Consider the following 19300-nt stretch of genomic DNA (forward strand, 5'->3'; position numbering starts at 1 on the left):
AGCGGCGCAGCGGCAGGATCCCGCCCCCATGACGGCTGCCCACAGCCCGGGCATCCGCACCTCATTCCGCGCGCCTGCGGGGTCTACCCCCTACTCCCCCTTTGACAATTCGGAGGGAGCCTCCGTATCCTCGAGAAGGTAAAGCGGAGGCTCTCTCCGTTTCCTAGCGCCTCGTCTGGAGGAGGAGCCATGACAAGCGGGCAGATGGTCCTGGGCATGCAGTTCAGCGGCGGCTACGGGGCCGAGCCCGGGGCCTGGCGGCTGCCGGGTGCGAACCTGAACAGCTACACGGACATGGATCAGTTCGTGCGGTACGCACAGGCCGCCGAACGCGGCAAGGTCCAGCTGCTGTTCATCGCGGACACCCCGGTTCTGGACACGGACCTCGACCACCACGCCCCGCGCCAGGCGATCGACCCGCTGCTGCTCCTGACCGTCCTCGCGCGGGAGACCGAGCGGATCGGGCTGGTCACCACCGCCTCCACCACCTTCAACGAGCCCTATAACCTTGCCCGCCAGTTCAAGGCCCTGGACGTGATCAGCCACGGCCGGGCCGGGTGGAACGCGGTGACCACCTCCGACCCCGCCGCCGCGGCGAACTTCGGCAGCCAGGTCCCGCCGCGCGCCGAGAAGTACGAGCGCGCCCACGAGGTCATCCAGATCGTGCAGGCGCTGTGGGGCAGCTGGGAGAAGGACGCCCTGCTGCTCGACGTCGAGAACAAGCGGTACGCCGACATGGACAAGATCCAGCCGGTCAACCTGCAGGGCAAGCACGTCGCCTCCCGCGGCCCACTGCCCATCCCGCCGTCCGAGCAGGGCCAGCCGGTCATCTTCCAGGCGGGCGGCGGCAGTTACGGCCTGGAGATCGCCGGTCGCTACGCCAGCGGCGTGTACGCCAACCCCTACACCATCGAGGACGCCCGGGCCCAGCGCGAGGCCCTGCGGGACGCCGCCAAGCGCGCCGGACGTGACCCGGACGAGGTGAAGATGCTCGCCGGTTTCATGCCGACCATCGCCACCTCCTCCGAGGCCGCCCTTCAGCGGCGCCGCTTCCTGGACGAGGTTGTCGACCTGGTCCAGCGCGTCCGCTACCTCGGCGCCATGCTCGGTCTCCCGCTCGGCCCCGCGCAGCTCGACGAGCCGCTGACCGCGCAGCAGCTCGCCGACGCCGTGCCCAGCCCGCACGACCCGCGCTCCGCCCGCGCCCTCGAAGTGGCCCGGGAAGGCTGGACGTTGCGCGACGTGATCGCCCACGGCGTCATCGACTACCACCCGGTGGTCGCCGGTACCGCGACCGACGTGGCCGACCACATGCAGGAGTGGTTCGAGGCGGGGGCCTGCGACGGCTTCTCGATCGCCCTCGACGGTTTCCACGACGGCTTCGACGCCTTCGTCGACCAGGTCGTCCCGATCCTGCAGGAACGCGGCCTGTTCCACGAGGACTACGAGGGCCCCACCCTGCGCGACCACCTTGGCGCCCACGAGCAGTACGGCCTCGACCCGCGCCTCACGAAGCCGGCCCGGTCATGAGCCCCGTGCGGCCCACCACCGCCGCGTCGTCCAACGCCGCGCCCCCCGCAAGCGTTCCGCGACGCCATGGCGGCCGCCGCCTCCCCGGTCGCCGTGGTCACCGCCATGGACGGCACCCGCCCGCACGGCACCACGGTCAGCGCATTCGCCTCCCACTCCCTGACGCCTCCCATGGTGCTGGTGTCACTGGACAACCGCTCCGAACTCCTCGCGCTCGTCCGCCGTTCCGGCCGCTTCGGCCTCAACATCCTGGGCGTACACCAGGCCGGTCTCGCCACGGCCTTCGCCCGCTCGGGCCCGGACAGGTTCGACGGCGTCTCCTGGCGGGCGAGCCAGGGCCTGCCCCGCCTGCCGGGCTCGGCGGCCTGGGCCGCGGCCGAGGTCGACGAGTACGTGACGGCCGGGGACCACACCGTTCTGCTCGCCCACGTCACCGCCGCCGAGGCGCGTAGGGGCGGCCCGGGCCCCCTCACCTACCACCGGCGTTCCTTCGGCACGCACACCCCGCAGGCCGCCTGACGACAGGCCGCCCGACGGCAGCAAGGACAGAAAGACCATGAAACTCTCCCTCGTCGAACTCGCCAACGTCGCCCCCAGCAGCGACAAACCGCAGGCGCTCAAGGACGTCGTCGCCGCCGCGCGACAGGCGGAGGAGCTCGGCTACCACCGCATCTGGTACGCCGAGCACCACGATGCCGTCAGTGCCGCCTCCTCGGCCCCCGAAATCCTCATCGCCCTGGCGGCGAGCGCGACTTCACGCATCCGGGTGGGCTCCGGCGCGGTCCTGCTCAACCACTACAGTCCGTACAAGGTCGTCGAGAACTTCGCCCTGCTCGAAGCCCTCGCACCGGGCCGCATCGACCTCGGCCTCGGCCGGGCCACCGCGGGCCCCGTCGTCGACCTCGCCCTGCGCCGCGACCGCGACGTACCGCCCACCGACGACTTCGCCGAACAGGTCCAAGAGGTCCTCGCCCACCTCCACGGCGGCTTCCCCGCCGACCATCCCTTCGCCCGCCTCGACCCCACGGCCGGCATCTCCACCCGACCCGAGGTGTGGATCCTCGGCTCCTCCGGCTCCAGCGCCCGGATGGCCGGACAGCTCGGCCTCGGCTACGCGTTCGCCGGTTTCATCAACCCCGGCCTGGCCGCCCGGGCCCTGCTCCGCCACGGCGCCCACGCCGCCGGCGGTCCGACGAGGCCGCGCGGAATCTTGTCCCTCAGCATCGTGGTGGCCGACACCGACGCCGAAGCCCAGCGCCTGAGCTGGATCCGGACGGCCCTCATGGCACGCCTGGCGCGCACCGGCACCCGCGCGCAGGTCCCCACCGTCGAGGAGGCCGCACGCGAACTTACCCAGGCACAAAAGGACGCGCCCACGGTCATCACCGACGGACGCTGGCCCCTCCAGGTCGCCGGCAGCCCGGGGACTGTACGGGACCAGCTGGAGCAGATGACCAAGGCCGCCGGCGTCGAAGAGGTCATGGTCCAGGACATGGTCGCGGATCCCGCGACCCGCGCCCACTCCCGCACTCTGCTTGCTCAGGCACTCGATCTCACCCCCGCCCTCAAGTGACGGGCCACCGTTCCGAATCCCTGAAGTCCCGTAAGTTTCTGGAGGCACTGACCGATGACCACCTTCGTGGACCGCGTCGAACTTCAGGTCGCCGCGGGTAGCGGGGGCCACGGCTGTGCCGCTGTCCACCGGGAGAAGTTCAAGCCGCTCGGCGGCCCGGACGGCGGCAACGGCGGCCGTGGCGGTGACGTGATCCTGGTCGTCGACCAGGACGTCACGGCACTCCTCGGCTACCACCACTCCCCGCACCGCAAGGCCACCAACGGCCAACCGGGCGCGGGCGACCACCGCTCCGGCAAGGACGGCCAGGACCTGGTCCTGCCGGTGCCGGACGGCACCGTCGTCCTCGACAAGCAGGGCAATGTGCTCGCCGACCTCGTCGGCCAGGGCACCACGTTCGTCGCCGCGCAGGGCGGGCGTGGCGGCCTCGGCAACGCGGCCCTCGCCTCGGCCCGCCGCAAGGCGCCCGGCTTCGCGCTGTTCGGTGTGCCCGGCGACGAGCGGCACGTCGTCCTGGAGCTGAAGACCGTCGCGGACGTGGCGCTCGTCGGCTACCCGAGCGCCGGAAAGTCCTCGCTGATCTCGGTGCTCTCCGCGGCCAAGCCGAAGATCGCCGACTACCCGTTCACGACGCTGGTGCCGAACCTGGGCGTGGTGACGGCCGGCTCGACGGTCTACACGATCGCGGACGTGCCGGGCCTCATCCCGTGCGCCGGCCAGGGCAAGGGCCTCGGTCTGGAGTTCCTGCGGCACATCGAGCGGTGCAGCGTGCTGGTGCACGTCCTGGACACGGCGACCCTGGAGTCCGACCGTGACCCGGTGTCCGACCTCGACGTCATCGAGGCGGAGCTGCGGAAGTACGGCGCGGGGCTGGAGAACCGTCCGCGGATCGTCGTCCTCAACAAGATCGACGTGCCCGACGGTCAGGACCTCGCCGAGATGGTGCGGCCCGACCTGGAGGAGCGCGGCTACCGCGTCGTCGAGGTGTCGGCCGTCGCCCACAAAGGGCTCAAGGAGCTGTCGTACGCGCTCGCCGAGCTGGTGGGTGCCGCGCGTGCCGCGAAGCCGAAGGAGGAGGCGACCCGCATTGTCATCCGCCCGAAGGCCGTGGACGACGTGGGCTTCACCGTCAAGCGCGAGGACGTCGACGGCGAGCCGCTGTTCCGCGTCCGCGGTGAGAAGCCGGAGCGGTGGGTGCGGCAGACCGACTTCAACAACGACGAGGCCGTGGGCTACCTCGCCGACCGGCTCAGCCGTCTCGGTGTCGAGGACGAGCTGATGAAGGCGGGTGCGCAGCACGGTGACGGCGTCGCGATCGGGCCTGAGGAGAACGCGGTCGTCTTCGACTGGGAGCCGACGATGACGGCGGGCGCCGAGATGCTCGGCCGGCGTGGCGAGGACCACCGCTTCAACGCGCCGCGGCCGGCCGTGACGCGGCGGCGGGACCACCAGGCGGAGCGGAGCGATCCGGAGCTCCAGCTTCTTCCTGCACCAGGTCGTCCGGCAGGTCCACGCCGAGCGAGAGTCAGGACCTGGAAAGAGTGGGCCGAGGTGTCGGCCACAGGAGAGGCCGGGCGGGGGAGTGTTTAATCTCCAGGGCTCCCGGCTGACGCGCCGCCCGGGCGCGGCATGGTCAGTAAGCGGCCAACTCCCGGTTGGCATTGCTCATACGGAGCACCGGCTGCTGCCTCCCTGCTTGCTTCGCTTCGCGGAGCCCTGTCCCCCGGGGCGGTGACGGGAACGTCCGCCCCGGGAGTCCGGGCCGCGGACCGCCGGCGATGCGCCCTCACTGGGCATGCGGTACCAGGAGCTGGCGTCAGTCAGTAAGGCAGGCCCTCCGACGCCGCACGCAGGGCGGCGAGCAGGCACGTGGCAATCTCGCTGCCTGCCGCCTCGGGTTCCTCCGCGTACCGGCGGGCGAAGTCCTCCGAGGCCGCTCGCAGCGCACCGTTGATGGTGGCCGCGTGCACCTTGGTCCGCAGGTCGTCGGCGCTGCCGCCGGACCGCTCGGCGAGGAGTTGGGCGAGGACGGGCAGGGCCTCGTCGTGGGCCTGGAGCCAGACGGCGCGCAGTGCCGGGTCGGTGGTGGTCATGCGGATCAGGTCGAGGATGACGGGGGCCACCGCGGGCAGTTCACCGGCACGCAGCGATCGTGTGACGAAGTCCAGCAGGCCCATGTCGGCTGGCCAGTGGCGCAGTTGGGCGACGGCGAAATCGAGCCCGGCGGAGAGCAGCGGCAGGATGCAGCTCTCCTTGGTGGGGAAGTGGCGCCACAGGGTACGCGAGGAGATGCCGACGGCGCGGGCGATCTGTTCGCCCGTGGTGCCGGTGACGCCGTGTGCGGCGAACAGGCGGACGGCCTCGGCAGCTATCTCGAAGCGGAGCGTCTCTTTCCGTCGCTCGGCGAGCGACGGCTTCGCTTCCGTCTGAACTGCTCTCGCGTATACCACCGTTGGCGTTTCGTGCACCTTCGCCCCCTCCGGCCCCCGTCTGTCGTCGCAGCATAGCGAGCCCTTCAAAAATGGCACACGCAGACGCCTTGTCTCTCACTGACACACAGACCTACGCTGCCGTAAGTGACCATCGAGTAACAGTGCTGTCTCACGCACGTTTGGCATGTACAGGTCATTTAGCGCCCGGCTACCGCGACCACCTGAATCCCGCCCCGACCAGGCTGCTCGTACGGCCAACCGATCGGACGGCGCCCCATCCCACCGAAGGAGCCGCACATGCCCATTCCCAGCAGGCGCGCCCTGCTCACCGGCGCTGCCGGACTCGCAGCCGCGAGCGTTCTCCCCACGCCCACCGCCGGCGCGGCTCCCTCCCGGGTGAGGCTGGTCCGGGAAGAACACCGGGCCCTCGTCATCGGCTCTGGCTTCGGCGGCGGAGTGGCCGCGCTGCGCCTGGCGCAGGCCGGCGTGCCGGTCACCGTGCTGGAACGCGGCCGGCGCTGGCCGACCGGCCCGAATGCGGAGACCTTCCCGCGCGTCTCCGGCCTCGACCAGCGGGCACTCTGGTACGGCACCCTCCCCGCGGCAATCCGCCCGCTCGCCAAGCTCATCGGCGCCCCTTTGAACTTCGCCCCCTACGTGGGCCTGCTGGAGCCGATACTCGGAGAGAACATCCTGAGCGTCTGCGCGGCCGGGGTCGGCGGCGGCTCCCTCGTCTACCAGGGCATGACGCTCCAGCCCTCCGAGGCGGTCTTCAACACCTGGCTGCTCCAGGAACTCGACTACCGGCGCATGGACAAGATCCACTACCCGCGGGTCGCCGCCATGCTCGGCGCGGCGACGGCGCCGGACGAGCTGGTCAACTCCTCCACCTACTACGCCGCGCGGGTCTTCGCCGAGCGGGTGCGCAGGGCCGGATACGGCCTGGAGAAGATTCCGATGCCGATCGACTGGGACTACGCCCTGGCCGAGCTGCGCGGCGAGATGAAGCCGTCCTACACGAACGGGGACTGCGCACTCGGCGTCAACAACGGCGGCAAGCACTCCGTCGACGTGACCTACCTCCGGCAGGCCGAGGCGACCGGCAGAGTGACGGTCCGCACCCACCACAACGTCACCTCCGTGGCCCGGGCGGCCGACGGCCGCTGGGAGGTGCACATCGACCGCACCGACGACGCGGGAACCGTGCTGGAGCAGAAGATCCTCACCGCCCGCGCCCTGGTCATGGCGGCGGGCAGCGTCAACACCAGCAAGCTCCTCGTCCGCGCGGGAGCCACCGGCGCCATCCCCGACCTGCCCGACGGCCTCGGCGAGGGCTGGGGAACCAACGGCGACCGCATCTACGCCTGGACCAACCTCCAGGAGGACTTCGGTGCCGAGCAGGGCGGCCCGGTCGTCTACGGCAGCAAGGAGTGGGACGACCCCGCCACAGCGAACACCATCATCCAGGCGTCACTCCCGCCGCTCGGCCTCAACTCCCGGACGACCATGCTGGTCGGCTTCGGGGTGAGCGCCGACCGCGGCCGGTTCCGCTACAACGCCGCCACCGACTCCGTATCGCTGCACTGGCCCCTGGGGGGCGACGTCGCCAGCCACCGCAGCATCCAGCGGCGCGTCAGCAAGGTCGCCAAGGGGCTAGGTGTCCTCACGGACACGAACGCCCTGGTCAACAGCACCTGGCACCCGCTCGGCGGCGCCCCGATGGGCACCGTCTGCGACCTCGAAGGCCGCGTCCAGGGCCAGCGCGGCCTCTACGTCCTCGACGGTGCACTGATCCCCGGCACCACCGGCGCCTGCAACCCCTCGATGACCATCGCCGCCGTGGCCGAACGGGCCATGGACCACATCACCGCACACGACATCGACACGACCATCTAAGCGACGAACGAGGAGCACGCCATGAGCCGCAAGAGAACCCGTTCCCGTTCCACCCTCCCCGCCCCCGCAGTGGCGACCGGCCGCGCCATCAAGCCGGGGCTCCGCCTGCTGGCCGGGGTCGTCGCCGCGGGCACCGTCTGCGCCGGCCTGTCGGCGGCACCAGCCTCGGCCGCCGCACCGGAACGCATCGTCTCCCGCGGGGTCACCATCCCCGCCTTCTACACCCCACCGGCTGAACTCCCCTCCACGAACGGCGCGTTGATCCGTACCGAAGCACTGCCGCTCGGGCTGAGCATCCCCGGCCTGGACGGCCGACCGATGCCCGGCACCGCGACCCGCCTGATGTACAAGTCCACCGACTCGGCCGGACAGCCCGTCGCCGTGACCGGCGCCTACATCGAACCCTCCGCCGCCTGGAAGGGAACCGGACCGCGCCCCCTGGTCGCGGTGGCCTCGGGCACCATGGGCCAGGGCGACCAGTGCGCCCCGTCCTTCGCCCTGCAGAACCCGCTCACCCTCAACGGCGACACGGTGTCCGTGGGCTACGAAGCCCTCGCGATCTACCGCATCCTGTCCACCGGGGCAGCCGTCGTCGTCACCGACTACGTGGGCCTCGGCGCCACCGACCGCCTGCACACCTACGTCAACCGCCTCGACCAGGCACACGCCCTGCTCGACGCGGCCCGCGCCGCCCACGCCGTACCCGGAGCGTCGGTCACCGCGGCGTCCCGCACCGGCCTGTACGGCTACAGCCAGGGCGGTGGCGCCAGTGCAGCAGCCGCCGAACTCCAGTCCTCCTACGCCCCCGACATCCCGCTCGCCGGCACCTACGCCGGTGCACCTCCGGCGGATCTGACCTCGGTCATGAGGGGCATCGACGGCAGCGCGCTAGCCGGAGCGCTGGCCTGGTCCATCAGCGGATTCGCCCAGGCCGACCCCGACCTGCGCGCGATCGTCAACGCGAACATCAGCGCGACCGGCAAGGCCGCCCTGGCGGACGCGTCGACCATGTGCGTCGGCGACGCTCTCTTCGGCTACGGCTTCACCAAGAGCACGAAGTGGACCACCAACGGCAAGTCCATCGGGGACATCATCGCCGCCGACCCGCGCGCCAAGGCCGCCCTGGACAAGCAGCGCATCGGCACGCTCAAGCCGACCGGACCCGTACGCCTGGCCACCGGCATCCAAGACGACATCGTTCCCCACTCCCAGGCCCGAAAGCTCGCCGTCGACTGGTGCAACAAAGGCGCCAACGTCACCTACGACGCCATCGTGCTGCCCAACCTCGGCGACAAGATCCTCACCAACCACCTCGTGCCCCTCATCACCGACCAGGGCGACTCCATCTCCTGGCTGACCGAACGCCTCGCCGGCAAGACGGCCACCTCCAACTGCTGGTCGATGCCCATCCAGCTCTGAACCACCGCGCACACACCGACCGTGCCGCGTCCACCGGATGACACTCCGGTGGACGCGGCACGTCCGTGCGTGCATCAGAAAGTCAGGCGCCGGCCGCCTGGTCCGTACACGCCGGGTTCCCCGACGCCACCTCCGGCCGGCGGGACTGGCCAGAGGATGCCCGGTCGACGCCGAGGCCGCAGCCCACCTCGCTCGCAGAACACCGCACTCAGGGGCTGTGGGAGCATCGTTCACGGTCCGCCTCACGTTCTCCGGCAACCTGCCGAAGAACTTGATGGGGCACAAGCTGGTCATCAGCAAGACGGCCGACATGCAGAGCATCGCCACCGAAAGCATGTCCCCAGGTACTCGATAGGGACTACCTCAACAAGGAGAATGCGTCCATCGCGCGCGATGCTGATCACGAATCTCGGGCCGTACGGGGCCGGCGGCCGGTCCGACTACGAACCCCGACCCGGTACGCCGGGCGTCTGGGACTGGCAGGGCGACACCCCCTGAACCCCGAGGCCGTTCGGGTCGTTCACCTGTTGCGTGATACGGCGCCGGAGACGAACCACTGGACCACCAGGGGGCTGGCCACGTGCACGGCCACCCGGGCGGCCTCCAATGTTTTGGACGGGGTGGGCCCCGTCCCTCCTCACATGGAGATTGCGCGGTTCAGGCGGACAAGGTATTCCGCGTCTGGTTGCACGCCGGCCCCGAAGCGTTCCTGGACCACGGCGAGCCCGAGGTCGCGCCGCTTCGGTGATCGCGCCGCGTCGGCCGCCGCCAGTGCGTCCGGCAGCTCCTGACGGGTGAGATCCGTGCAGTAGGCGGGTGTGCCGGGCTGCTGCCGCCACGATTCCGCGAGCGGCCCCGCATCAAAGGCGTCGAACCCGGTGTCCCCAACGAGTGCCATTGCCAGGCCACGCTCTCGCGCACTGTCGGCCGCGACGGGGAGCGAGATGCGGTCCGCACTTCCCGCCGGCTTGTTCCTGTGCGCGAACGACTCGGCTCCGATCGAGTTCCACGCCTTGACGATGGACCGGCCCAGTTGCTTGGCAGCCCACACGCTCTCGGGCTGGCCGGCCTCGATGGCCGCGATTCCGTTGTCCCGCTGCGGGAAGTAGTTCGACGTGTCGAGGACAACCGTGTCAGCCGGCACCTTGGCGATCAGTGGTGCGACCTGCGGAATGCGGGCGAAGGGAATGGAGAGGACCACGGCGTCGACGTCCACTACGGCTTCCGCCGCTGTCACCGTGCGTCCGCCCGAGGCCAGCACGTCCGCCTCGATCGTCTGCGGGCCTCGCGAATTGGCCGCCTTTACCTCGTGCCCGGCCGCGCTCAACCGCCTGATCAACGTCTTGCCGATGTTCCCGGTGCCGAGAATGCCGATCTTCATGGTGAAACTCCTTGTCCGGAACGGAACCCTGTTTCGGTGACCGAGGTTCCGGGGCTTGGTCCCTGCGGCACGTGACCGGGGCTGCGGCCGACCGTGGACGGGTGGCGCAAGTGGGTGATGACGACCTTGCCGAAGTGAGCGCCGCTCTTCGTGTTCGTCTTGTGTGTTCGCGGCGTACCAGCGCTGCCGCTCTCGTGTCGTTGCGTGCACGAGAGTCGCGTTGGGTGGCTCAGCGGTGGGCGGCGCGGTTCATTTCGACGACGTCGTCGACGGTGGGGTTGGCCGGGAGGGCGGCGAAGCGTTCCGGGAGGCTGTCGCGGATGGCCGCGTCCTTGACGCGGTCGGCCGCGGCCAGGGCCGCCGGCAGCTCGTCGAGGGTCAGTTCGGTGCAGTAGGCGGGGCTGTTGGGCTGCTGGCGCCAGGAGTCGGCCAGTGTGCCGGCGTCGTAGGGGTCGAAGCCGGTATCGTCCACGAGCTGCATGGCCACGCGCCGCGCCTCCTCGGAGTCGCCTGCGACGGGGATGGCGAGGCGGCCGGGTGTTCCGGCCGGAAGACCCTTGGCCCGCTGGGTTTCGGCCAGGGCGGCGTTCCACGCCTTGACCACGGGCCGCCCCAGCTGCTTGGCGTTCCACACGCTCTCCACCGCGCCGTTGTCCACGGCCTCGATCTGCCCGCTGAGGTGCGGGTAGTAGTTCGAGGTGTCGATAACCACCGTCTCCTCGGGGACCGAGGCGAACAGGCCGGCCAGCTTCCCCGCCACCCCGAAGGGGATGGCCAGGACGATGACGTCGCGGCCCTGGACGGCGTCGGCGAGCTCCGCCGCGCGAGCCCCGGACTCCAGCACATCCGCCCGGACCGTCTCGGGGCCGCGGGCGTCGGCCACCTGGACGTCGTGACCGGCCGCGCTGAGCTTGGCAGCGAGGTTCCCGCCGATGGCACCGGCGCCTATGACATTAATTTTCATGATTTGTTCCTTACGAGGTTGTGCCGCCCCTTAGGGCAGCGCGATGTGATGGCCGTGTGGCGGTGCCACCTGGCCTTGGGGGGGCGAGGCGCGGTGTCTGGCTTTTTACGCCTGGGGGTCCCGCTCGCGGTAGCCGCTCGCGATGAGCGTGCGGAGCCGGTCGAGCGACTTCTCCTCGGTACCGGTGCCCTTGATCCAGGCAACGGAACAGGCCGCAAGGAACAGGTCGTGCCCCCGCACCGACGCGCGCACGCGGCCCGCGAGCTGCGCCGCTTCCACGTATTGATCGGTGGCGGTGATGAGGATGTCGCAGGGAATCGTGAGCGGGTTGTCCGGTTCCTGAGCCCTGGCCGCGGCCATGAGCGGTTCCGGCAGCCCACTGAAGGCGCTGAAGTACTCCTCCATCGCCCGCAGCCACTGCTCCAGCGCCTCGGCCGGGTCGCCGAGCTGCTCGATGTCCGCCTGGCGGGCCACCAACTCCTCAGAGCGCGTCTGCAGCACAGCCGCCAGCAGCGCCTCCCGGGTGGGGAAGTGCCGGTACAGGGTGCCGGGACCGACGCCCGCCTCCTTGGCCACCGCCTCAAGCGAGGTGCCGACCCCGTGCTGCAGGAAGTGACGCTGCGCGGTCTCCAGGAGGGCAGCGCGGTTGCGCTGAACGTCCGCACGTGGCTTACGCCCCCGCAGTTCACCGGCGCTCATGCGCCCTCCTGCCTGCCGTGATCGTGCGGCCGCATCAAAACGGATGCTGCCTCCGTACACATTCGAGAGTAAAACGGAGGCGGCATCCGGTCAAACGGGCGGCCCGACCACGGTGCCCGGACAGAGCAGCGGGGCGACATGTCTGGCCGCAGAGCGCAGGGCACAAGCCGTGCGGGCTGCACCATTCCAGGCTGCCCTTGTACGGCCCCTCCCGCGCCGAGCCTGGCCCGTCCCCCCGGGCCAGGCATCAGGGGGTGAGCTGCTGGTGCCCGATGACGGAGAGCAGTTCGAGCTTGCTGTGGCTCTCCGTGCCGGGGCGAGTGGTCAGCACCACCAGAGTCTGGGCGCGGTTCTCGGTGAACAGGACCTGGGCGTCGACGTCGATGCGGCCGAGTTCGGGATGGAGGATGGTCTTGCAGTCGTCGTAGCTTTGTGCGACCTCCTGAAGTTCCCACATGCGGACGAACTCAGGGCTGTGCTCCTGGAGTTCGGCGAGGATCCGTGCGGCTCGTGGGGTGTCGCTGCCGGCTGTGAGCGCGGCCCGCAGACGTGCTGCCTGGGCGCGGCCGTGGCGCTCGCGGCTCTCCTCGGGAACCATCAGACGCTCGGCCGGGTCCATGAACCAGCGGTAGTAGCCACTGCGGGCCAGACCGGTGTGGCGGGTCTGGTCGCCGAGCAGCGCGACGGCCAAGGGGTTCATCGCGAGAGTGTCGAGCAGGTCGGTCTGCACCAGGGCCGGGGAGTCGTCCAGGCGGTCCAGGACCCGCATCAGCGGCGGGCTGACATGTTCGGAGCGGTGGAAGCGGGCCGGGGCGTTGTGGCCGATGAGCACGAAGAGATGGTCGCGTTCGTCCAGGGACAGCCGCAGCGCCCTGGCGAGCGCCCCGGTGATCTGGACGGAGGGCTGCGGAGCACGCTGCTGTTCCAGCCGGGCGTAGTAGTCGGTGGACATGCCGGCGAGCTGCGCGACCTCCTCGCGGCGCAGCCCTTGCGTACGCCTGCGCGGCCCCTCGACCAGCCCGACGTCGCGGGGCCGCAACATCTCACGCCGGCGGCGCAGGAATGCCGCTAGTTCCTTCTTGTCCATGCCCCCATCCTCGCCGTATCCTGCCCGACTATCCAGAGACCGCCGATCCATGGCTGAGCACTCCTCTCCCACCCGCGCGCGGCCACTCATACGGTAGACGCCGAGAGCGCTCCCAGCGAGACAACCCGATGGTCACTTGACCTGCATGACCCGCTGGGAAATTCGCTGACCATCGGCGGTACGCCGCAGGCCGCCGGTATGGAAGACGGCCTGCGGCGACGGTCCCCCGTCGACGACGCCCGACGCTTTGGGACCGGCCCCGAGCCTCGTCGCTCGGCCTGGCCGACACGACGATGTTCGCGGTGTCAGACGGGCGCTCGCGTGCCCGTCGGCACTCAGGACGGATCCGGTCGCCTCCCGCGCGACGACCGGGGCGAAACCCAAGACGCTTCCCTATCGTTCCGCGTCTTCGGTGAGGACCTCCCCGAGGCGGTCCCGCTCGCGTTCGTCCGCGATGTGGCCCCACAGGGCCTGCCCGCGTGCTGTTGTTTCGCATCGGGCATGACAGGTCGGTCAGCTGCTGGTGATCATGGCGAGGACGTTGTCGTAGGAGCCGCTGGCCTCCGCGTCGCGGATGAACCGGGCGCGCTCGACGACAATCTCCTTCGCGTCGGGCTTCTCGCGCAGCAGGTCGAGGGCCTCGGTGAGGAAGTCGTCCAGCGGCATGGCGTGGTCGTTGTCCTGCTGGCCCAGCAGGGTCGTGCGCACGCCCGGCGGGGCCATCTCGATCACCTGGAGGCCGGCGTCAGCACCGGCGAGTTGGATGCGCAGGCTCTCGGAGAAGGAGTGCAGCGCGGCCTTGGTCGCGCTGTAGGTCGGGGTGCTCGGGTACGGGACGAACGCCAGCGCGGAGGTGACGTTCATGACGACCGCGTCGTCCTTGCCCACCAGCAGCGGCAGGAAGGCGTACGTCATCCGGATCGTGCCGAGCAGGTTGACCGTGACGTGATCCTCGGCGACCGGGAGTTCGGCCGGGTCGAGGAGGTTCTCCCGCAGCATGATGCCGGCGTTGTTTACCAGGACGTTCAGCCCCGGGTGGCTCGCTGCCACGGTCTCGCGGGCCCGGGCGATCGAGTCGGGGTCCGCCACATCGAGGACCAGCGCGTCGATGCCCGGATGCTCGGCCGTGATCTCGTCGAGGAGTTCCTTGCGCCGGCCGGCGACGATCACCTTGTTGCCGGCCTCGTGCAGGCGCAGGGCCAGGCCGAGGCCGATGCCCGAGGTTCCGCCGGTGATCAGGATCGTGTTGCCGGTCATCTTCATGGGGGTCTTGCTCCTTCGTTACGGCGGGCCGGTGAGCGCCCGCAGCCTCGACCGTAGGGGCGCCCGTGCAGGCGCGGGAGAGGAAGGTTTATCCATGGATCGACGGTCCCTGGCTGGGCCATAGAAGACGCCACAGCCGGTCAGCGCCTCCAGACCGGGCGCCGCGAGCCGCCAGTGGGAGACCCCGGTGGCCAGGATCACGGTCTGGGCGGTATCGGCGGATCCATCATGGAACCGCAGCACCCGCGCGGACCCGGCCGGCCGGAGAGCAATCTGCCCTCCCACGTTGCTGTCGGTGCACGACATGCTGGAGGAAGCGGTGGGGGCCGTGGGGATCGAGGAACCGTTCTGCCGCGGGGCCAGCATGGTGGAGCGAGCCGACGGCCAAGGGAAGGTGCCCTGGTCGGGGCCACTGTCCGAGCGCGGCCGGCGCCACGATGACCACGTGCGAGGCAGTCTTCACTACGCCGGTAAGCGCCCGCAGCCATGCGCGCCATCGGCGTGGCCGAATGCGCGCTCGCGTTGCTGGTCAAGCGGTCGCGCAGGTGCGTCGCGTCGGCAAAACGCTCGCCGACCAGGGCGTCGCGCAGGAGCTCATCGCGCGCTCACGCATCGAAATCGAGCAGGCGCGCCTGCTCGTCCTCGAGACTGCCTGGTTGATCGACCGGCACGGCGCCGAGGGCGCGTGCTGAGATAGCAGCCATAAAGGTCGTCGCGCCCGCCGTCGCCACCGCTGTCATCGACCGTGCCATCGAGGTCTTCGGCGGCGCCGGCGTCAGCGACGACTTCCCGCTGGCCTACGTCTACGCCTGGGCCCGCGTGCTGCGCATCGTCGACGGCCCGGACGCCGTCCACCGCCGCACCATTGCGCGGGAGGAGCTGCGCCGTACATGACGCTCGAGGCTACGGACGTCCAGCTCTGGATTTACGCGGGCACGCGTTGCGCTGGGGGTCTGCACGTCACTCACCATCTCGCCGCGCCCCGTACGCGAGGGGACCGCAGGCGCGGTCGAGGCTCTAGACCGACCCCAGAACCGCGGGCAGCGTTGTCGGTCGCAACCCGAAAGCTTCTCGACCGACGCGACAAGGCGTGTCGAGACCGCTGACCGTGAGGTCACGTGGCCCAACCCGCCCGCATGATGTCTTCGAGCGCGGGGCCGGACGTCTCGTCGGCCAAGGCGGCCTCCCGCACCCAACTGATCGCGAGCACGTTCAGGAACAGGTCTTTGCCTCGCACGGTCGGTCGGGCGCCGCCGTCGCGTTGGGCCGCGGACAAGAACTCGTCGGTGATCGTGACGTAACCCTGGCATGTGAGCGCCAGAGGTGACGATCCCTCGTTGAGCGCCAGACGAAGAGGTTCCGGCAGGCCGTTGAAGGCGGTGGCCCAGTGGCCCAGCGCCTCCAGCCACTGAGCGAGTGCGGCGGTTGAATCGTGCACCTCGCGCCGGATGGCGTCACGACGGGCCTTGAGTTCGTCGCTGCGTGCCTGCAGAAGTGCCGCGAGCAGAGCGTCGCGGTTGGGGAAGTGGCGGTACAGGGTGCCGGCCCCGACGCCTGCCAGTTTGGCGATGGCGTTCATCGAGTCGGACACGCCGTGCTCGGTGAAGTACTGCTCGGCCACGCCGAGGATGTGCGAGCGATTGCGCTGCTTGTCCGTTCGGGCGGCGCGCTGGCGGGTGCTTGCGTCTGTCACGTCCGAACCACCTCCTTTGACAATGCGGAGAATGTCTCCGTATTGTCGTTTCGTGAAGCGGAGACCCTCTCCCTATCAGCGTAGCGGTGCTGGTCTCGCTTTGTTGCGGCGGTGCAGCCGCACGGCAGGGGTTGGTACGTACGCCCTGCTGCAGTCACTGGTCACCCCTGTACTGCCGACCATCCAGGTCGCGTTGCACACCTCTCAGACCAACGTCACCTGGGTGCTGACCGCCTACCTGCTGTCAGCGTCCATCTTCACGCCGATCATGGGTCGCCTGGGCGACATGACCGGTAAGAAGCGGATGTTCGTGATCGCGTTGGTAGCGCTGGCGATCGGCTGCTTGCTGTCCGCGGTAGCGACCAACCTGCTCGTGATGATCGTCGGCCGGGTCATCCAGGGCGTCGGCGGAGGCGTTCTCCCGCTGGCGTTCGGCATCATTCGCGACGAGTTGCCGCAGGACAAGGTTCCGAGCGCGGTGGGCACCATTGCCGGACTGAGTGCCGTCGGCGCCGGCATCGGCATCGTGCTGGCCGGCCCGATCGTGACCGCCTTCGGCTACCACTGGCTGTTCTGGTGGCCTCTGATCCTTTTGGCCATCTCCGCCCTGGCCGCCCACTTCCTGGTTCCGGAATCGCTGCAGCGCAGTGCAGGCTCCATCAACTGGCTCACCGCGCTCCTGCTGTCCGGCTGGTTGGTCGCACTGCTGCTCGGTGTCAGTGAGGCGCCGACCTGGGGTTGGACATCGGCCAAGGTGTTGGGCCTGCTTGCGGTCGCCGTCGTGCTCGCCGTTGTCTGGGTGGTAGCGGAGTCTCGCGCCGAGCACCCGCTGATCGACATGACGATGATGCGGGTGCGTGCCGTCTGGGCGACGAACCTCGTTGCACTGCTGTCCGGTGCGGCGTTCTATGCCGCGTTCGCGTTCTTGCCCCAGATGTTCCAGACCTCCTCGTCCGCGGGCTACGGCTTCGGTGCGTCGATCACCCAATCAGGTCTGATGTTGTTGCCGCAGACGGTGGCAGTGTTCGTGCTCGGCGTGGTCGCCGGAGGGATGGCACGCCGCTTCGGCTCGAAGAACCTGGTCATCGTCGGATCCGTGATCGGCGCCGTGGGCTACTTCCTCGTCGCCGTGGCGCAGGACCGCGAGTGGGGGATCTACCTGATCACCCTTGTCGTCGGCGTGGGATTCGGCATGGCATTCGCGGCGATGTCGAAGCTTGACCCCCTGCCGCGATGAGCAGCTTCAGGATGGCCGTACCGGCGGCGCCGCACCCGACATGACGACCCGTACGTCACCGATGCCCTTGTCCACCACGCGCAGCGCGTTGGTCAGCGCGGCGAGCACCACGATGGCGGTGCCGTGCTGGTCGTCGTGGAAGACGGGGATGTCCAGGGCCTCGCGCAGCCGTGCCTCGATCTCGAAGCAGCGCGGCGCGGAGATGTCCTCCAGGTTGATGCCCGCGAAGCCGGGGGCGATGGCCTTGACGATCTCGACGATGGCGTCGGTGTCCTGGGTGTCCAGGCAGATCGGCCAGGCGTCGATGCCGGCGAACCGCTTGAACAGGGCCGCCTTGCCCTCCATGACCGGCAGGGCGGCCATCGGGCCGATGTTGCCGAGACCGAGGACGGCCGAGCCGTCGGTGACGACGGCGACGGAGTTGCGCTTGATGGTGAGGCGGCGCGCGTCCTCGGGGTTCTCGGCGATGGCCATGCAGACGCGGGCGACGCCCGGCGTGTAGACCATGGAGAGGTCGTCGCGGTTGCGTATGGGGTGCTTGGACACCATCTCGATCTTGCCGCCGAGGTGCATCAGGAACGTACGGTCGGAGACCTTGCCGAGGACGACGCCCTCGATGCCGCGCAGACCTTCGACGATCTCGTCCGCGTGCGAGGTGGAGGAGGCCGCGATCGTGACGTCGATGCCGAGGCGGTCGGCGTCGGAAGAGATGACGTCGAGCGCGGTCACCGAGCCGCCCAGCGCCTCCATGGTGGCGGTCAGCCGGGAGACGGCATTGCCTGCCGCGGGGACTTCAGCTGCTGTTTGTCGTTGGTCGGGTATGGAAGTGATGCCTGAAGTCGATTGCTGGAAGGCCGAGTTGGAGTTGCTCCTCGCTCGGGTGGTGCGGGCCGGTTCGGACCCGGGCGGATCTGCGGTGGCGGATGCGTGACTACGTGCGGGGACTGCTGGCGCCGGTCGGGCGGAAGAACGGCTGGCAGCTGGCCGAGTGGGCCGGCCACCGTGATCCGGCGGGCCTGCAGCACCTGCTGAACGGTGCCCGCTGGGACGTCGACGCCGTTCGCGATGACGTGCGGGACTATGCCGCCGAGCGGCTCGGCCCGGGCGGGGTGCTGATCATCGATGACACCGGGTTCGTCAAGAAGGGCACCACCTCGGCCGGGGTGGGCCGGCAGTACACCGGCACCTCGGGGAAGATCGACAATTGCCAGATCGGCGTGTTCGGCGCCTATGCCACCAGCTCGGGCCGGGCCCTGGTGGACCGGGAGCTCTACCTACCGAAAGCCTGGACCTCCGACCGTGAGCGGTGCCGGGCAGCGAAAATCCCTGATGAACGCGGCTTTGCCACCAAGGGCGAGCTGGCCCGGGAGATCGTGCGCCGCTGCCTGGCCGCGGGCCTCCCGGCCGCCTGGGTGACCGCGGACGAGGCTTATGGGCAGGACTGGAACTTCCGCCGCCTGCTCGAGCAGCTCGGCCTCGGTTACGTGGTGCGGTGCCCAAGTCCCAGCAGATCAAGTCCCTAGCCGGCTGCTGGCGCATCGACCAGCTCATCGACGAAGCCCCCGCCGATGCCTGGCAGCGGCTGTCCTGCGGTGACGGGGCGAAGGGCCCGCGCGTCTATGACTGGGCCGCGGCGAAACTGCCCGCCAACATCATTTTCGACCCAGATCCGCCGACCCATAATCGCTGGGTGCTGGCCCGCCGCAGCCTGTCCGACCCCACCGAGATTGCCTCCTACCTTGCCCACGCACCCGTCGGCATCGAGATCGACGAACTCGCCCGGATCGCCGGCAGTCGGTGGGCAGTCGAGGAATGCTTCCAGGCCGCGAAGAACGAGTGCGGCCTGGACGAGTACGAGGTCCGCCGCTATCCGGGCTGGTATCGGCACATCACCCTGGCCATGCTCGCGCGTGCCTTCCTGACCGCCCTGGCTGCCCAAGAGGCCCACCGGGAAACCGCAGAAACGAACCGACCAGCCTCGTCTCCCTCACCGTGGCAGAAATCCGACGGCTCCTGGACACTCTGCTGCCCCACCCCAGACCCGCGCTCAACCAGCGTCAGCATGCACTGACATGGTCCCACTGGCGCAGACGCCACCAAGCCATCGCCCATCGATGCCACTACCG

Annotated in this window: 15 protein-coding genes and 4 pseudogenes; 11 read left to right on the top strand and 8 right to left on the bottom strand. The window is 69.7% G+C overall.

Annotated elements, in window-relative coordinates; genetic code table 11:
* Positions 1-189 precede the first annotated feature (189 nt).
* The 4 genes and pseudogenes from ACY0PA_RS33025 to obgE form a co-directional block, all read left to right on the top strand.
* Positions 190-1530 carry an NtaA/DmoA family FMN-dependent monooxygenase gene (locus ACY0PA_RS33025; protein WP_473081116.1) on the top strand — a complete coding sequence of 447 codons (1341 nt, stop codon included), beginning with the start codon at positions 190-192 and terminating at the stop codon, positions 1528-1530.
* Positions 1531-1596: 66 nt separating this feature from the next.
* Entirely contained in the window at positions 1597-2049 is a 453-nt protein-coding gene (locus tag ACY0PA_RS33030) for a flavin reductase family protein (RefSeq protein ID WP_473081117.1), read from the top strand.
* A gap of 37 nt (positions 2050-2086) precedes the next feature.
* Entirely contained in the window at positions 2087-3103 is a 1017-nt protein-coding gene (locus ACY0PA_RS33035; RefSeq protein WP_473081118.1) for an MsnO8 family LLM class oxidoreductase, read from the top strand.
* A 54-nt stretch (positions 3104-3157) separates the two neighbouring features.
* Positions 3158-4576: pseudogene (obgE, locus tag ACY0PA_RS33040) on the top strand (GTPase ObgE); the annotation flags it as partial.
* A gap of 347 nt (positions 4577-4923) precedes the next feature.
* On the opposite strand, the gene ACY0PA_RS33045 reads toward obgE, so the two are convergent.
* The gene (locus tag ACY0PA_RS33045) at positions 4924-5571 is read right to left on the bottom strand and encodes a TetR/AcrR family transcriptional regulator (protein WP_473081119.1); all 648 of its coding nucleotides are present in this window, start codon (positions 5569-5571) and stop codon (positions 4924-4926) included.
* Between the two features lie 261 nt (positions 5572-5832).
* Between ACY0PA_RS33045 and ACY0PA_RS33050 the strand changes: the two genes are divergently transcribed.
* The 4 genes from ACY0PA_RS33050 (at position 5833) to ACY0PA_RS33065 (ending at position 9348) form a co-directional block, all read left to right on the top strand.
* Positions 5833-7431, top strand: a complete 1599-nt coding sequence (locus ACY0PA_RS33050; RefSeq protein WP_473081120.1) for a GMC oxidoreductase — start codon at positions 5833-5835, stop codon at positions 7429-7431.
* A 21-nt stretch (positions 7432-7452) separates the two neighbouring features.
* Positions 7453-8850, top strand: coding sequence for a lipase family protein (locus ACY0PA_RS33055; protein WP_473081121.1), 1398 nt, complete (start codon positions 7453-7455; stop codon positions 8848-8850).
* Positions 8851-9067: 217 nt separating this feature from the next.
* The gene (locus tag ACY0PA_RS33060) at positions 9068-9205 is read left to right on the top strand and encodes a hypothetical protein (protein WP_473081122.1); all 138 of its coding nucleotides are present in this window, start codon (positions 9068-9070) and stop codon (positions 9203-9205) included.
* A 20-nt stretch (positions 9206-9225) separates the two neighbouring features.
* Positions 9226-9348, top strand: coding sequence for a hypothetical protein (locus ACY0PA_RS33065; protein ID WP_473081123.1), 123 nt, complete (start codon positions 9226-9228; stop codon positions 9346-9348).
* 139 nt (positions 9349-9487) lie between these two features.
* On the opposite strand, the gene ACY0PA_RS33070 is transcribed toward ACY0PA_RS33065, so the two are convergent.
* From ACY0PA_RS33070 to ACY0PA_RS33090, 5 genes are all read right to left on the bottom strand, one after another.
* Positions 9488-10231 carry an NADPH-dependent F420 reductase gene (locus tag ACY0PA_RS33070; protein WP_473081124.1) on the bottom strand — a complete coding sequence of 248 codons (744 nt, stop codon included), beginning with the start codon at positions 10229-10231 and terminating at the stop codon, positions 9488-9490.
* 229 nt (positions 10232-10460) lie between these two features.
* Positions 10461-11195 carry an NADPH-dependent F420 reductase gene (locus ACY0PA_RS33075; RefSeq protein WP_473081125.1) on the bottom strand — a complete coding sequence of 245 codons (735 nt, stop codon included), beginning with the start codon at positions 11193-11195 and terminating at the stop codon, positions 10461-10463.
* Positions 11196-11300: 105 nt separating this feature from the next.
* Positions 11301-11894 carry a TetR/AcrR family transcriptional regulator gene (locus ACY0PA_RS33080; protein ID WP_473081126.1) on the bottom strand — a complete coding sequence of 198 codons (594 nt, stop codon included), beginning with the start codon at positions 11892-11894 and terminating at the stop codon, positions 11301-11303.
* 247 nt (positions 11895-12141) lie between these two features.
* The gene (locus ACY0PA_RS33085) at positions 12142-12981 is read right to left on the bottom strand and encodes a helix-turn-helix transcriptional regulator (RefSeq protein ID WP_473081127.1); all 840 of its coding nucleotides are present in this window, start codon (positions 12979-12981) and stop codon (positions 12142-12144) included.
* A 513-nt stretch (positions 12982-13494) separates the two neighbouring features.
* On the bottom strand, positions 13495-14244 hold the full coding sequence (locus ACY0PA_RS33090) for an SDR family oxidoreductase (protein WP_473081128.1): 750 nt from the start codon (positions 14242-14244) through the stop codon (positions 13495-13497).
* Between the two features lie 509 nt (positions 14245-14753).
* Here ACY0PA_RS33090 and ACY0PA_RS33095 point away from each other — a divergent pair.
* A pseudogene (locus tag ACY0PA_RS33095) lies at positions 14754-15138 on the top strand (acyl-CoA dehydrogenase family protein).
* Positions 15139-15358: 220 nt separating this feature from the next.
* Here ACY0PA_RS33095 and ACY0PA_RS33100 read toward each other — a convergent pair.
* Entirely contained in the window at positions 15359-15937 is a 579-nt protein-coding gene (locus tag ACY0PA_RS33100) for a TetR/AcrR family transcriptional regulator (protein ID WP_473081129.1), read from the bottom strand.
* A gap of 31 nt (positions 15938-15968) precedes the next feature.
* Here ACY0PA_RS33100 and ACY0PA_RS33105 point away from each other — a divergent pair, with 31 nt between their 5' ends.
* Positions 15969-17174 (top strand): MFS transporter, encoded by a 1206-nt coding sequence (locus ACY0PA_RS33105; protein WP_473081130.1) that lies wholly within the window; start codon positions 15969-15971, stop codon positions 17172-17174.
* On the opposite strand, the pseudogene ACY0PA_RS33110 reads toward ACY0PA_RS33105, so the two are convergent.
* Positions 17161-18005, bottom strand: a pseudogene (locus tag ACY0PA_RS33110) (NAD-dependent malic enzyme); the annotation flags it as partial. The gene ACY0PA_RS33105 and the pseudogene ACY0PA_RS33110 overlap by 14 nt on opposite strands.
* 11 nt (positions 18006-18016) lie before the next feature.
* On the opposite strand from ACY0PA_RS33110, the pseudogene ACY0PA_RS33115 reads away from it, so the two are divergent.
* Positions 18017-19245: pseudogene (locus ACY0PA_RS33115) on the top strand (IS701 family transposase).
* The last annotated feature ends 55 nt before the right edge of the window (positions 19246-19300 follow it).

The sequence above is a fragment of the Streptomyces sp. DS1-CR2 genome (genome assembly GCF_055760475.1).

Excerpts from the sequence above, each read along its gene's own strand:
- ACY0PA_RS33070 (WP_473081124.1), bottom strand. The coding sequence starts at position 10,231 with ATGAAGATCGGCATTCTCGGCACCGGGAACATCGGCAAGACGTTGATC.
- ACY0PA_RS33030 (WP_473081117.1), top strand. The coding sequence starts at position 1,597 with ATGGCGGCCGCCGCCTCCCCGGTCGCCGTGGTCACCGCCATGGACGGC.
- ACY0PA_RS33075 (WP_473081125.1), bottom strand. The coding sequence starts at position 11,195 with ATGAAAATTAATGTCATAGGCGCCGGTGCCATCGGCGGGAACCTCGCT.
- ACY0PA_RS33025 (WP_473081116.1), top strand. The coding sequence starts at position 190 with ATGACAAGCGGGCAGATGGTCCTGGGCATGCAGTTCAGCGGCGGCTAC.
- ACY0PA_RS33035 (WP_473081118.1), top strand. The coding sequence starts at position 2,087 with ATGAAACTCTCCCTCGTCGAACTCGCCAACGTCGCCCCCAGCAGCGAC.
- ACY0PA_RS33105 (WP_473081130.1), top strand. The coding sequence starts at position 15,969 with ATGTCTCCGTATTGTCGTTTCGTGAAGCGGAGACCCTCTCCCTATCAG.
- ACY0PA_RS33055 (WP_473081121.1), top strand. The coding sequence starts at position 7,453 with ATGAGCCGCAAGAGAACCCGTTCCCGTTCCACCCTCCCCGCCCCCGCA.
- ACY0PA_RS33090 (WP_473081128.1), bottom strand. The coding sequence starts at position 14,244 with ATGAAGATGACCGGCAACACGATCCTGATCACCGGCGGAACCTCGGGC.
- ACY0PA_RS33080 (WP_473081126.1), bottom strand. The coding sequence starts at position 11,894 with ATGAGCGCCGGTGAACTGCGGGGGCGTAAGCCACGTGCGGACGTTCAG.
- ACY0PA_RS33085 (WP_473081127.1), bottom strand. The coding sequence starts at position 12,981 with ATGGACAAGAAGGAACTAGCGGCATTCCTGCGCCGCCGGCGTGAGATG.
- ACY0PA_RS33050 (WP_473081120.1), top strand. The coding sequence starts at position 5,833 with ATGCCCATTCCCAGCAGGCGCGCCCTGCTCACCGGCGCTGCCGGACTC.
- ACY0PA_RS33065 (WP_473081123.1), top strand. The coding sequence starts at position 9,226 with ATGCGTCCATCGCGCGCGATGCTGATCACGAATCTCGGGCCGTACGGG.